This window comes from Acinetobacter sp. NyZ410 (assembly GCF_022828975.1).
GTDB lineage: Bacteria > Pseudomonadota > Gammaproteobacteria > Pseudomonadales > Moraxellaceae > Acinetobacter > Acinetobacter guillouiae.
The window spans coordinates 297,965-311,305 of the sequence record NZ_CP094620.1; the positions used below are offsets into that span (position 1 = coordinate 297,965).

Consider the following 13,341-nt stretch of genomic DNA (forward strand, 5'->3'; position numbering starts at 1 on the left):
TGATCTAACTACATCATCCATTTATAGTCCAAAGTTAAAAGTCTACTGTGAACGAAAACGCACGTGAAAATATCGAAAAGATTCTAGCCAATATGACGACTTTACCTGGTGTGTATAAAATGCTGGGAAAAGAGGGTGAATTATTATATGTCGGAAAAGCCAAAAATCTAAAAAATCGCGTACTAAGTTATTTTGTCAAAACCATTGAACATCCGAAAACACAGGCTTTGGTTGCACGTATTTATGATATTGAAACCCTTGTCGTCCGTTCTGAAACGGAAGCTTTATTACTCGAACAGAATCTAATAAAACTGCATCGCCCACCGTATAACATTATGTTGCGCGATGATAAATCTTATGTCTATATTTTTGTCTCCGCAGATAAACCTTATCCACGTATTGCTTCAGGGCGAGGCAAAGGCAAACATCAAGTGGGTAAGTTTTTTGGCCCCTATCCAAGCGCTTATAATGCAAGAGATACACTGTTAGTTCTACAAAAATTATTTAATGTTCGTCAATGTGAAAACAGCTATTTTTCACAGCGTAAACGTCCTTGTCTGCAATATCAGATCAAGCGTTGTACTGCGCCTTGTGTGGGGCTGATTTCAGCCGAAGCTTATAATGAAGACGTACAAAACTCGATTCGTTTTTTAAATGGCGATACCAAAGAACTGAATCAGGAATTGATTCAAAAAATGGAACAAGCGGCAGAAAATTTAGAATTTGAGAAAGCGGTATTTTACCGTGACCGCATGGCCTTACTGCGTGATGTCCAAGCACAGCAAGCTATTTATAAAGTCAAAGGTGAAGCTGATATTCTCGCCATTGCCTATCAAGCGGGTGTGACCTGTGTACAGATCATGCATGTGCGTAATGGGAAAATGCTGGGTGGGAAAAGTTATTTTCCAGATATGTTAGATGATGATTTGGGTCAAATGCTATCTGACTTTATCGCCAATTTTTATTTTCAGGTCGCAGATGAAGTTCCTACTGAACTGATTGTCAATGTAAATGTGACAGACCGAAAAGAACTGGAAGAAGCTTTACATCAACAATTTGAAAAGAAAATTCAGATTAAACACAATGTTCGTGAAACTCGTGCTGAATGGCTTGAGTTGGCTGAAATGAATGTTCAGCATGCGATCAAAGGAAAATTAGCCAATCATTTAGAATTAAATGAGCGTTTTCATCAATTGGAACAAGTTTGCGGACGACCTGTTGATCATATTGAGTGTTTTGATATTTCGCATACTATGGGCGAAGCAACCATTGCATCATGTGTGGTTTTTGATGCAGGTGGCGCACGTAAACGCGATTATCGTCAATTTGCGATTGAAGATATTACCGGCGGTGATGATTATGCCGCAATGCGCCAAGCCTTAACACGCCGTTATAAAAAAGCCATGTTACCCGATTTATTATTGATTGATGGGGGTAAAGGGCAACTTCATATGGCGATGGAAGTTATGCAAGAGCTTGGTTTAGATGCATTTATGGTGGGTGTTTCCAAAGGTGAAGGGCGTAAACCCGGTTTAGAAACACTGCATTTTACCGATGGCACCAAGATTCAGCTTCCTGAAGACCATAAAGCCCTGCATTTGATTCAGCAGGTTCGTGATGAAGCACATCGCTTTGCAATCACTAAACATCGCGCTAAACGAGATAAGCGTCGTGGAGGTTCGGTACTTGAGGCTATTCCGGGCTTAGGTCCCAAACGTCGCCGTGATTTACTGACACATTTTGGTGGTATTCAAGGGGTACTTAAAGCCTCTGAACATGATTTAAAAAATGTTCCCGGTTTGGGTGATGTTATGGCACGAATGATTTATAAAGTGTTGCATGAATAACACTGTTATTATTCTCGATTATAAGTCATATGTATAATTCAGCTTATTGATTTTAATTAAATATTTATGCAGTCTTGGTCTTATATGTTGATATATACAAGCAGTGCTGATCGATTATTTGCAGGTATGATGCGGTAGTTATTTTCAGTGTGGTAACAACAGCAGCGGTAATGGACAGATCTGATCAATATCAGGAAAACGTTTATTTGGATCGGCTCGGCGTTGCTCTAGCAATTCGTAATAGCATGAAGCGTGTTTTGGATCCTTGAGGATTCCATGCTCCCCCCTGCCGAAAACAAAATAGAGTTTAAATAAACTGTCTTTGCTGCCAAGAGATGCTGCTTTTTGGACGTATTTCAGTGCATTTGGAATATCTTTTTCTACGATTAGATAGTCCACTCCAAGAGCGTGGCCTGCATCAGCCAAGTCTTGTGAAAGTGCACATTCTAGTGCTTGCCTTCCAATAGTCTTGCCGCGAGTTCTAGCGGGCTCCGGTTGCAGTTGAAAAGCACGAATTATGTTTTCGCCTGTTGCTGCTTGTCCATACTTGTTCCCCATATCCGCTGCCTTGCGAAAGTAACTCAACGCTGCCGTCTTATCCTTCTTCACGCCTATACCTTGCTGAAGAAAGACACCCATTGAGTAATAGGCGTGCGCAGATTGCATTTTCATCGCGCTTTCTACCAGATCAACGGCTTTTCCTTGATCAACTGCTACACCTATGCCATTTGCGTAGAGGATGGAAAGGTTTAGCATTGCTTTATAGTGACCGCGTTTGGCAGCTTGTTGATAGAGGCGAACCATTTCAGCATCATTGGCTGGATTATTGGCTTTCTCTAAGGCTCTTGCACGTTGAAACAAGGCATCAGACGCGTCATCGAATGCTGGGTTTTGCTCTTTGCTACAGGTAAATTGCAGAGCATTCCAGTCTATGCTTTCAGTATTGATAGTTTTTGCTGTGTTGGTCTGTTGGCAGGCGAGGAGCATTGGAACAAAGCAAATCCCGATCCAACTTCGACAATAGTGTTTAAGCGGGTTTCGCCAAAGATTGTGTATATTCATCATAAAATCCAAAATTGATCAAGCTAAAGAGCATCCTAGATCAATATTTTTGAAGTTATCATTGGGTTGTATTTGTTATTTTAAGCGCACGTTTCTTATTTCCTGCTTGGAAATTTCTTAAAGATAAGTACGTTATACATATTGCCTTCAATCCGTTATCTGATCAAGTGAAGGGTGAAAAGTGTTCAATTTGCGCTTATCTTCTATGTTATATGTGCTGATATTCTCTGATTCTAAACAATCAGCCTCTACTCAGATCTGCTTTATTCTGCGCATAGTACTGTTATACGAAGCACTGAAATATGAATAAATAATAGCAGGCTCAATATCCATTTAATACAATGTGTTAAAACCTGATTCTTGTCGTTGTAGACTTGAGCCAACTGGTTTGGAATCTGAATGAACGCTATTGATCCTATATCGCATTTGCCAAAACAACCATTGACGCATCAGTCACTGATCATTTTCATCTCGTGTTAAATATGAAACAGTACAGCAAAGATCGAAAAATTGGACAGATCATGTCATTAGAATCGCTATTTCAGCAGATTGAACAGGAAGAATGGATTGATATTCCTCAAGGATGGTTGCAGGGGCGTACCATCTTTGGTGGTCTCGTTGCAGGTATGTTGGTTTATAAAGCAATTGCAACCATTCATGATCCAGTTAAAAAGTTGTTAAGTTGTAGTGTCACTTTTGTTGGACCTGTTGAAGAAACGCCAGTGAAATTAACTGCTGAAATCCTGAGACAGGGTAAATCAGTCACGACGATTGAAGTCAGATTGTGGCAAAATGAGGCCGTGCAAAGTATTTTAATTGCAAGTTTTGGTAGCCAACGCGATTCTAAAATTCAAGTGTCTTTAGAGCCTCAAGCTCCTGATTTTCCGTCACTTGATCAGATTAATATTGTCCCTAAATATTTACCTTTTCCAGAGTGTGTAAAAAATTTCCAACTGGCATGGACTGAAGGGAATTATCCAATGTCAGGCAGTAAACAACCTGATTTTTCAGGTTGGTGTCGTTTTGACCCTGAGCTACATGCCAATCGAGCAATGAATGTCTCAGATATCATGACCTTAATGGACGTTTGGCCACCCGGTGTATTGCCGATGTTTAAACTGCCAGCACCTGCAAGTACACTGACGTGGCAAGTGACCTTTATCCATCCTTTACAAAATCAGTTGAATGATTGGTTTAAGTATAAAGTGATTACAGACTTTGCTGAGCATGGATATGCAACAGAACATGCCTATCTTTGGGATGAACAAAATCGACTCATTGCGATTGCAAGACAGACGGTTACGGTATTTACCTAGTCGACAGTTTCATGTGAATCGTTTAAAGTACTAACGAAATAGAGCTTTACTCTAAATTATTATTTACCTTCATTCGGGTAAGTAGGGGACTCACTGGCGGTGTCTATGACTACAGGTCGTATCCTGAATATTCCAAATATCTTGACGCTTGCTCGAATCGCGTTAATTCCTGTTTTTTTAATTATTGCCTATTGGCCACCTGCAATTGGAGTGGCTGGACATACTGGTGGTATGACGCGTCATATTATCTTGACTGCAATTTTTGTTGTTGCTGCAGTCACAGATTGGTTTGATGGTTATCTGGCACGAACATTAAATCAAACCTCAGCCTTTGGGCGGTTTTTAGATCCTGTTGCAGATAAATTAATGGTGGCAGCAGCACTGATTGTTTTAGTGCAATGGCAACCATCAATCACTATGGCATTTGCCGCAATTGTGATTATTTCACGTGAAATTACAGTTTCAGCGCTGCGTGAATGGATGGCTGAATTAGGTGCACGTACCAATGTGGCAGTCTCCACGGTGGGTAAATATAAAACAGCCTTTCAGATGATTGCGATCACGGTGTTTTTATTGAATTGGCAGCCGCTTGAAATACTGGCTTATGCTTTGTTATATACCGCGGTCATTTTGACACTCTGGTCGATGTTTATTTATTTAAAAGCAGCGTGGCCTTATTTAAAACAGCCTTAATCTGCGCAAATGAATGCAATATACAGATCAAAGCCTTTCTCTCGTGAAAGGCTTTTTTTGTGCTTGAAAGTCAGTACAATGGAAAGATTGATGAAAACAGATACAAATCGTTAAACATCATCTTGGGCTATATTGAAAATCAATCAAATTACAAGAAACACTGTAACTGGAATATTGAGAAACACGCCATTGCAGGTAAAATTAAGGAATACACATGGCAGCATTGCTTTATTTATCGAATCAAAATTTGTATTTATTGGATGGGAATAAAAGTATTACGGTTCCTTGCCAAGCGATTGACTTATATAAAAAGAATTTAGTTGAGATTCAACAACGTAAAGATTGGAAAACCAAAGGTACGGGCGCACAGTTCATGGGAGCATCGTCACAAAATGATGAGGTGGATTTAAAGCATATTTTCCCCACAGATGTTGCTCTGACTACTGATCATAAAATGATTTATACCGCTTGTTTACAAGAAGGCACTTCGATCAATATCAAATCATTGACAGATTTACACGAAACCGAAGGCTTAGTATTACGAAAGAATGATTTTGTGGTGCAGGACATGGCTTATGATGAATCTAAAAAGCGTTTAGCACTATCCGTTAACACCCAGGGTTATGAACGGCATATTTGTATTCTGCCTTTAGACGCCAATCGAACACAGTATTTGACCGAAGGGGATTGTCAGGATTCAAATCCATGTTTTGATCCGCGAGATACCATGCAGTTGTATTATGATTCGTGTGGTTTAGCCTATGGCGAACACCGTATTGCCTATAGCCCCAAAGAAATTTTTCATTTGGATATGGGAACAGGCGAGTTGCAAACAATCGCTTCAAATCCAAAGTTTGATTTCTTTAAACCCAAAATGGATGAGCAGGGCAATTTGTATTTTATTAAACGCCCGTATTCCCGTGATGGCGCTCACCAATCCCCGTTAACAACCTTTAAAGATATTATTTTTGCGCCTTTTAAAATTATTCGTGCGATTGTGGGGTGGTTGGATTTCTTTACTCAACGCTATACGGGTGAATCGTTAAAAACAACGTCTGGAAATAATCCAGCCAAATCGCAACATAAGTCAGAAGAAGAGTTATTCGTTGAAGGTAATTTGATTAAGGCTCAGCAAAATTTAGAACGTAATCAGAAGGCGGGCGAAAAATATCCAGGGATGATTCCAAATTCTTGGGAGTTGATCAAGATGACAGCTTCTGGTGAGATGATTGTATTAAAAAAAGGCGTGATGAGTTTTGCTTTAAAAGACAATTCTATTTTTTATTCCAATGGAAAATATTTGGTTGAAATTGATCAAAACAACAATGAGACCTTACGGGTTGAAGCCAAGCTAATTTCAAAAATTATCTGTTGAGATCCTGTGTTTCCACACTACATTTAAGATAAACCAAAGCTGAAATGAGACTTTGGTTTATTTGCGAACTTGTTTTGAGAAGGAGACAAAGTATCAGGCTTAATTAGTTTTTGATAATCGTCAAAGAGGTATGTTCAAAGCGTGATTTTAGCTTGTCCATATCAGTCAGTGAAAAAGTCCCTTTTTCAGATTCCCGAGAAAGAAATACTGAAAGCGATTGAAAATCTACACGGCTAATCAGTAAATCTTGTATAGAAACAGTCCATTTTTCACCTGAATGTAGTCGCGCAATTTGGTTCGAAATGTGGTTAAGCAGATCCATTTTATTCATCCTGATGCAAGTGATTGGAAATTTTTATCTTGAAAATAAAAACTCACTGAGTTGATCACTTAAAATATTTTTAACCTGTACACATAAGCGTTAAAGCCATCCGAGATGACTATCATGTGACATTAATATTGCATTTTCGTGACAAGTAAACGTGGATATCCGATTAAAATAAATAAACTTTATTTTTTTTCTGCCGAAAAATTCGAATTTGCCAAAATATATTCAATCTCTTCTTTTGCCGCAGTTTGTAGTTTGCTACGTAAAGCATTTAAGCTCTGTTCGATGAGCGTTTCTGCTTCTAACTCAAGACGTAAACGAACACTTTCCAACTCTGAGGTCATTTGCGCATCTGTGATGCGGAATTGCCCATTGGCATAATCTATTGCTGGATAATCAGGATTTTTAGTGTATTTTTCACTATATTCTGAAATTTCAATATCAATTTGTTGACGTAAATTTTGTAAGGTCAATTGTTGATGTTCAAACTGCTGAATTTCATCTTGTTGTAGTGCTAAATTATAGGCGTGCTGTAATGCTCGTTTTTCTGCTAAAGATTTTTCAAGTGCTAATTGTCTACGGATACGTGCTTCTTCAATCAGCTGGGCTTTTAGCTCAGCATAGGCGTGTTCAACTTGGAGTTGCGCCACTTGCATTTGGCGTTGGTCGTTACTTAACCAGTCCTGTACATTTGTTTTAGGGCTGAGAAGGTCACAGATGCGGTTAAGGTCATCTACAAAAGTTTGGCGTACCGCTTCAGGCGTATCTAACCAGCGCTTTTTAAAATCTTGACCGACATTTAATGTCACCACGCATCTCCTTGATATAAAATGAGAATGAAGAATTAAAGTTTAAATGTTTGAGGCGAAACACCCATTCGTCGATAGGCTTTATATTTCTCTCGACCAATTTGTTTTGCTGATTCAGCATTTTCAATAATTTCTATAATGTGACTAAATTGTGTCACTTGTTCAAGTGCTTGATTGTTAAAATTAAACACAATCCAGTCTAAAGACTCAGGTAATCTTGAAGAAATACAGATCGGTGCATCAATTTGATCAATTCCATGCGCAATAAAACTGGTCGGATCAAAGCTCCATAAACGTTCATCCAGTTGTTGCTGCATGTCTACATCAGGACAATGCAACCAAACTTTGGCTGCATTTCGTAAAATTTTACGACATAAACGACAGGCACTTTCCACCTGTCGCTCAGGGCTTTTTTCAAACAAATAAAAGCTAATTTTAGCCATTCTTTTGTACACGGTTGGCGATTAATTGCATCAACAATGGCACTGGACGCCCTGTTGCACCTTTATTTGCACCAGAATTCCACGCTGTACCTGCAATGTCTAAGTGTGCCCAACGATAGTCACGGGTAAAGCGTTGTAAGAAGCAAGCTGCTGTAACTGCGCCAGCTTTTGGCCCGCCAATATTGGCAATATCGGCAAATGGCGAATCAAGTTGTTCTTGATAATCGTCATATACGGGCATACGCCATACACGGTCAAATGCAGTGTGTCCTGCTGCTGTAATTTCTTCTGCAAGTTCATCATCTGGTGTAAATAAACCTGAAACCACTGAACCTAAAGCCACCACACAAGCCCCAGTCAATGTTGCAATATCAATCACCAATGCAGGATTAAAGCGTTTAATATACGTTAAGGTATCACAAAGGACTAAACGGCCTTCGGCATCGGTATTCAGGATTTCAACCGTTTGACCACTCATGGTGGTTACAATATCCCCTGGGCGAGTTGCATGGCCAGAAGGCATGTTTTCAGCAGCAGCAATTGCGCCAACTACATGAATCGGGAGTTTCGCTTCACAAAGTGCACGAATCGTACCCAGCACAGATGCTGAACCACACATATCAAATTTCATTTCATCCATGCCTAAGCCTGGTTTTAATGAAATACCACCTGTATCAAAAGTCACACCTTTACCCACAAGTACGATCGGTGCTTGATCAGGATTGGCTTTATACTCAAGGGTAATCACTCGTCCTGGACGATCAGAACCTTTGCTTACCGCAAGGAAAGCATGCATGCCTAGATCAGCAAGTTGTTGTTCTTCAAGTACCGTTACTTGTAAAAGCTCAGGGAATTCAGCTGCTAAAGCATGTGCTTGTTCTGCTAAATATTCAGGGAAGCAAATATTAGGAGGGCAGTTACCTAAGTCACGGGCAAAGTTTTGACCTTTTTGAACAGCCTTAATAAGCGTGATCTGTTCTGCAGTCAGACTTGATTGCGTTGCAATAAATTCAATATTTTCTAAAGTAAACTCATTCTTCTTCGATTTGAATTCATCATAAGCATATGCAGCTTGCGTCAAATTTAATGCAAATAGATAATGTAACTCAGTTGGTAAAGCCGAAATATCGATGCTGATTTTTTGGAATTTTTTTTGTGAAGCTTTGATAATGGTTTGTGCGATTTTTGCTAATTTCGCAGCTTTAATTTCAGAGGCTTTATCTATGCCCACTAAAGTACATTGCGTAACTTGAGTTAGCTTTCCGATAAGTGGTAGAGTTTCGTTTAAACTTGCTTTGAATTGAGTGTCTTTAATTATGCTGTTCAAGTCATTGATTTTATATGTTTCTTGAGCTTGTTTAGCGTTTTCAGAATCCACCAGAATAAATAACGACTGGCTAGATGTAGACGCTGAAAATGACGTATTGATCGTAAGTTTCATGTGTTGTCTTTGTGCCTTTTGTACATTTCAAATCATTAAACCATTGAACCACTTCAAATGGTAGAATTTCAATCTAGTTTTATAATTTTAACTTCGGGTAAACTAGCGCTACATCACGATATTACCCTTATTTGGAAGATTAATTTGATTATTCGACGTTACCTTGTCAAACAAGTCGTTTCGACCTCTCTTGTGGTTGTCACATTATTGACAGTCATTATGATGGGTGGGCAATTGATTAAACGATTTGGTCAAGCTGCTATGGGGCGTGTAGATCCGAGTATTCTGTTGAGTATTATCGGTTTTCGTTTACCTGAGTTTTTGACTTTAATTCTTCCTTTGGGTTTCTTTATTGGGTTGATGCTGGTTTTTGGTCGTTTATATGTCGATCATGAAATGGCGGTACTGAACGGGAGTGGTATTAGCCGTATTCAAGTCGCCAGATTATTGATTCCACTGACTGTTATTTACTTGTGTGTACAAAGTGTCTTAATGATCTGGATGTCTCCATGGGGGATCCGTCAATATGAGCAACTGATCTCTACACAAGCGGTACGAACAGGCTTTGATTTAGTTCGGCCACGTGAGTTTATTTCTTCGGGGGCTTATACGATTTATGCAGGCTCTTTATCTGAAGATCGTAAAAATCTAAAAGATATTTTCTTTTATCAACGTGCTGAAAAAGAAGGCAAACCTGATGTCATGATTTTGGCAAAGGAAGCGACACGGATTGAAATTGCCAATGAAACCGCCAGTGTGGTCGATTTAGTCGAAGGTCGCCGTTATGAAATTTACCCAGGAACACCCAAATATAGCCAAACTGAATTCCAATCTTATCGTTTACGTTTAGAAAATAATAAAGAAGCCAAGTTTGAAAGTGATGAAGTCGAGGGGCTATCTTTTGGCAAATTGCTTGAAAATAGAAATGACCCTGTTGTGGCAAGTGAGTTGGGATGGCGCTTATTTGTTCCGTTTTCCATTATTGTCGCCTTAATGCTGGCAACTGCATTGTGTGAAGTCAGCCCAAGACAAGGTCGCTATCTCAAACTTTTCCCAGCATTATTGATTTTTGCCAGCTTAATTGTGGCACTCATGGCAATACGAACCCGTATCAGTAAAGATGAGGTGGGTGTTTGGGCATATCCTGCAGTGTTATTATTCTATGCTGTTGCTGCCGCTCTATTTTCAAGAAAGCAGAAATTAGCACCTAAGATTAAAAAGCAAATACAGCGAGTAAAATCATAATGTTAGCACGTAGAATTGTCGCAAAACATGTGACGAAAACCACCTTGCTCGCCATGTTAGGTGCGACCGCAGTCCTTGCCAGTTTGCAGATCTTGTTCACCTATTTGGGTGAGTTAAGTGATCTTAAACAAGGCTATACGGCTTGGAATGCGTTGCAATATGTTTTATGGGGCGCACCTCGTTATTTGTATGAGATTCTTCCAATTGCAGCCTTGATCGGGGCTGTATTGGGTTTAGGTTCAATGGCTTCCAACAGTGAACTGATTGTGATGCGAGCAGCGGGTATTAGCCTCTGGCGTATTGTTGGTTGGGTGATGCGTTCAGCGATGCTTTTGGTGGTGCTTTCATTTTTATTGACCCAATTCGTAATTCCCTATACCAATGAACAGGCGAAAAGTATTAAAAGCCATCGCAGTGTCGCGGCGCTTGGGGAAGTTAAAGGCTATTGGACACGTGAAGGGCAACGCTTTATTTATATTGATTATGCCAACTCGCAAGGCACGCTAAAACAAGTTCAAGTTGTCGATTTTGACGAAAATTATCGAATGAAATCATTGCTAAATTCGGAAGAAGGGCAGTTCTTCAAAGAAGGTCAATGGAATTTAAAAAACAGTGCCCAAGTCAATTTATTGGACAATGGTCAAGCTCAAGTTGTCAATAAAAACCAACAGGATTTAGCACTCGCATTGCAACCGAAATATGTGCATATGGTGACCATCAATCCTGAGGACTTAGCCCCTACGCAGTTGTTGAGTTTTATGCAATATATGCATGAATATAGCCAAGTACCGAAGACATATCTTTTGGCTTTCTGGAAAAATATTGGTTCACCATTTGCGTTACTTGCATTGGTGTTGATTGCCTGTTCATTTATTTTTGGGCCTTTGCGCCAACAATCCATGGGTTTTCGTTTAGTCATCGCATTATTTGTTGGTTTGGGCTTCTATTACATACAAGACTTCTTGGGCTATGCGAGTTTGGTCTATGCACCATCGCCAGCTTGGTTTGTATTTTTGCCAATTGTATTGATGTTTGGTATCGGCAGTTATTTGTTGTACAGAGCAAGATAATTTGATGAATCAATTGCTTAGGTCAGTTGAATTTTAACTAGATTAGAAATTTAGATGATGGCAACCCGTTTTTGCCATGGTCTTAGCATAGAGTCTGCCGTAAAAAAACGGTAAGATGTAACGATTAATTTGTAAACAGTAAAGAGTGTAAATCATGACGGATGCAACTGCTGGCAAAATCCCTCACGTTCTAGTGATTATGGATGGTGTGGGTCATCGTGAAGCGGTCGAAGATAATGCGTTTTTAGCAGCAAAAACGCCAAATCTAACCATGATGCAAGAAAAGCATCCGCATAGTTTAATTTCAGGTTCAGGTGAAGATGTGGGTTTGCCAGATGGGCAAATGGGTAACTCAGAAGTGGGTCATATGAACTTGGGCGCTGGTCGTGTGCTGTATCAAGATTTTACCCGTATCACCAAAGACATTCGTACCGGCGATTTTTTCGAGCATGAAGTTCTGATTGATGCAGTAGAAAAAGCCAAAGCGGCAAATGGTGCATTACACATCATGGGGCTGTTGTCAGAGGGTGGTGTCCACTCTCATCAAGATCATATTATTGCGATGTGTGAGCTTGCCTTGAAACGTGGGGCAAAAGTCTATTTACATGCGTTCTTAGATGGTCGTGATACGCCACCACGAAGTGCAAAACCTTCTTTAGAAAAACTCGATGCTGTATTTGCACAATATCCAAATCAAGGGCGTATTGCCACCATGATTGGACGTTACTTTGCTATGGATCGTGATAATCGTTGGGATCGTGTGGAACAAGCTTACCGCCTGATGACTGAAGGAGAAGCTTTACGTGTTGTTGATTCAGCAGTTGAAGGTTTAGAGCAAGCTTATTCAGCCAATGAAAATGATGAATTTGTTAAAGCAACCCGTATTGGTGAAATCGCAAAAATTCAAGATGGCGACAGTGTGGTATTTATGAATTTCCGTGCTGATCGTGCACGTGAAATTACCAAAGCCTTTGTAGAGCAAGACTTTGCTGGTTTTGAGCGTAAAGTGGTACCACATCTATCCAAATTTGTGATGTTAACGCGTTATCAAGCGACGATCGATGCACCAGTGGCGTATATGCCAGAAGGTTTAAAAAATTCAATTGGTGAATACTTATCTTCTTTAGGCAAAACGCAGTTACGTATTGCAGAAACAGAAAAATATGCCCATGTGACTTTCTTCTTTAGCGGTGGCCGTGAAGATGAATATCCAGGTGAAAAACGGATTCTAATCCCATCACCGAAAGTGGCGACTTATGATCTACAGCCAGAAATGAGCGCGCCAGAAGTCACCGACAAGCTGGTTGATGCGATCAATTCAGGCGAGTTTGACCTTTTGGTGGTGAACTATGCCAATGGCGATATGGTGGGTCATACTGGCGTGTTTGATGCAGCTGTGAAAGCAGTTGAAGCGGTTGATACAAGCCTTGGTCGTTTATATGAAGCTGTAATGGCAAAGCATGGTCACATGCTGATTACCGCTGATCATGGTAATGTCGAGCAAATGCAGGATTATGTGAGTGGTCAAGTCCATACCCAGCATACCACTGAACTTGTACCTTTCATTTATGTTGGACCAAGCTCAGCGACGATTGCTGAAGGTGGCGTTTTAGCAGATGTTGCACCGACTATTTTAAGTTTAATGCATCTCCCTGTGCCGACAGAAATGCAAGGCCGTAATCTAATTACATTGAAAGCATAAAATTATCTCT

General features: G+C 40.0%; 12 protein-coding genes. 7 read left to right on the top strand and 5 right to left on the bottom strand.

Annotated features, from left to right (window positions below; genetic code table 11):
* The first annotated feature begins 47 nt into the window (after positions 1-47).
* Positions 48-1,847, top strand: a complete 1,800-nt coding sequence (uvrC, locus tag MTO68_RS01380) for an excinuclease ABC subunit UvrC (RefSeq protein WP_244014718.1) — start codon at positions 48-50, stop codon at positions 1,845-1,847.
* 144 nt (positions 1,848-1,991) lie between these two features.
* Here uvrC and MTO68_RS01385 read toward each other — a convergent pair whose 3' ends face one another.
* Positions 1,992-2,912 (bottom strand): tetratricopeptide repeat protein, encoded by a 921-nt coding sequence (locus tag MTO68_RS01385; RefSeq protein ID WP_244014719.1) that lies wholly within the window; start codon positions 2,910-2,912, stop codon positions 1,992-1,994.
* Between the two features lie 518 nt (positions 2,913-3,430).
* On the opposite strand from MTO68_RS01385, the gene MTO68_RS01390 reads away from it, so the two are divergent.
* The 3 genes from MTO68_RS01390 (at position 3,431) to MTO68_RS01400 (ending at position 6,293) form a co-directional block, all read left to right on the top strand.
* Positions 3,431-4,225, top strand: coding sequence for a thioesterase family protein (locus MTO68_RS01390; protein ID WP_105714641.1), 795 nt, complete (start codon positions 3,431-3,433; stop codon positions 4,223-4,225).
* A 105-nt stretch (positions 4,226-4,330) separates the two neighbouring features.
* Positions 4,331-4,918: a CDP-diacylglycerol--glycerol-3-phosphate 3-phosphatidyltransferase gene (gene pgsA / locus MTO68_RS01395; RefSeq protein ID WP_004718416.1), complete on the top strand. Its 588-nt coding sequence runs from the start codon at positions 4,331-4,333 to the stop codon at positions 4,916-4,918.
* Positions 4,919-5,132: 214 nt separating this feature from the next.
* Positions 5,133-6,293: a hypothetical protein gene (locus MTO68_RS01400; protein ID WP_244014721.1), complete on the top strand. Its 1,161-nt coding sequence runs from the start codon at positions 5,133-5,135 to the stop codon at positions 6,291-6,293.
* Positions 6,294-6,396: 103 nt separating this feature from the next.
* On the opposite strand, the gene MTO68_RS01405 is transcribed toward MTO68_RS01400, so the two are convergent.
* The 4 genes from MTO68_RS01405 to MTO68_RS01420 form a co-directional block, all read right to left on the bottom strand.
* Positions 6,397-6,615, bottom strand: a complete 219-nt coding sequence (locus MTO68_RS01405; RefSeq protein WP_004818550.1) for a hypothetical protein — start codon at positions 6,613-6,615, stop codon at positions 6,397-6,399.
* Between the two features lie 188 nt (positions 6,616-6,803).
* Positions 6,804-7,433, bottom strand: coding sequence for a hypothetical protein (locus MTO68_RS01410; protein WP_239046608.1), 630 nt, complete (start codon positions 7,431-7,433; stop codon positions 6,804-6,806).
* 32 nt (positions 7,434-7,465) lie between these two features.
* The gene (locus MTO68_RS01415; protein WP_004818553.1) at positions 7,466-7,873 is read right to left on the bottom strand and encodes a DNA polymerase III subunit chi; all 408 of its coding nucleotides are present in this window, start codon (positions 7,871-7,873) and stop codon (positions 7,466-7,468) included.
* A complete protein-coding gene (locus tag MTO68_RS01420) occupies positions 7,866-9,314 on the bottom strand; it encodes a leucyl aminopeptidase (RefSeq protein WP_244014723.1) in 1,449 nt (482 codons plus the stop codon). Before MTO68_RS01420 ends, MTO68_RS01415 begins: the two co-directional genes overlap by 8 nt.
* Positions 9,315-9,458: 144 nt before the next feature.
* Here MTO68_RS01420 and lptF point away from each other — a divergent pair, with 144 nt between their 5' ends.
* The 3 genes from lptF to gpmI all read left to right on the top strand — a co-directional run bounded on the left by lptF (position 9,459) and on the right by gpmI (position 13,331).
* Positions 9,459-10,559 carry an LPS export ABC transporter permease LptF gene (lptF, locus tag MTO68_RS01425; protein ID WP_034613617.1) on the top strand — a complete coding sequence of 367 codons (1,101 nt, stop codon included), beginning with the start codon at positions 9,459-9,461 and terminating at the stop codon, positions 10,557-10,559.
* On the top strand, positions 10,559-11,629 hold the full coding sequence (gene lptG, locus MTO68_RS01430; protein WP_004818556.1) for an LPS export ABC transporter permease LptG: 1,071 nt from the start codon (positions 10,559-10,561) through the stop codon (positions 11,627-11,629). The genes lptF and lptG overlap by 1 nt, the downstream gene beginning before the upstream one ends.
* Positions 11,630-11,783: 154 nt before the next feature.
* Entirely contained in the window at positions 11,784-13,331 is a 1,548-nt protein-coding gene (gene gpmI / locus MTO68_RS01435; RefSeq protein WP_034613550.1) for a 2,3-bisphosphoglycerate-independent phosphoglycerate mutase, read from the top strand.
* Positions 13,332-13,341: the final 10 nt, after the last annotated feature.

Coding starts and splice junctions, on each gene's coding strand:
- MTO68_RS01385 (WP_244014719.1), bottom strand. CDS start 2,912: ATGATGAATATACACAATCTTTGGCGAAACCCGCTTAAACACTATTGT.
- MTO68_RS01390 (WP_105714641.1), top strand. CDS start 3,431: ATGTCATTAGAATCGCTATTTCAGCAGATTGAACAGGAAGAATGGATT.
- pgsA (WP_004718416.1), top strand. CDS start 4,331: ATGACTACAGGTCGTATCCTGAATATTCCAAATATCTTGACGCTTGCT.
- MTO68_RS01400 (WP_244014721.1), top strand. CDS start 5,133: ATGGCAGCATTGCTTTATTTATCGAATCAAAATTTGTATTTATTGGAT.
- MTO68_RS01405 (WP_004818550.1), bottom strand. CDS start 6,615: ATGGATCTGCTTAACCACATTTCGAACCAAATTGCGCGACTACATTCA.
- MTO68_RS01415 (WP_004818553.1), bottom strand. CDS start 7,873: ATGGCTAAAATTAGCTTTTATTTGTTTGAAAAAAGCCCTGAGCGACAG.
- MTO68_RS01420 (WP_244014723.1), bottom strand. CDS start 9,314: ATGAAACTTACGATCAATACGTCATTTTCAGCGTCTACATCTAGCCAG.
- lptG (WP_004818556.1), top strand. CDS start 10,559: ATGTTAGCACGTAGAATTGTCGCAAAACATGTGACGAAAACCACCTTG.
- gpmI (WP_034613550.1), top strand. CDS start 11,784: ATGACGGATGCAACTGCTGGCAAAATCCCTCACGTTCTAGTGATTATG.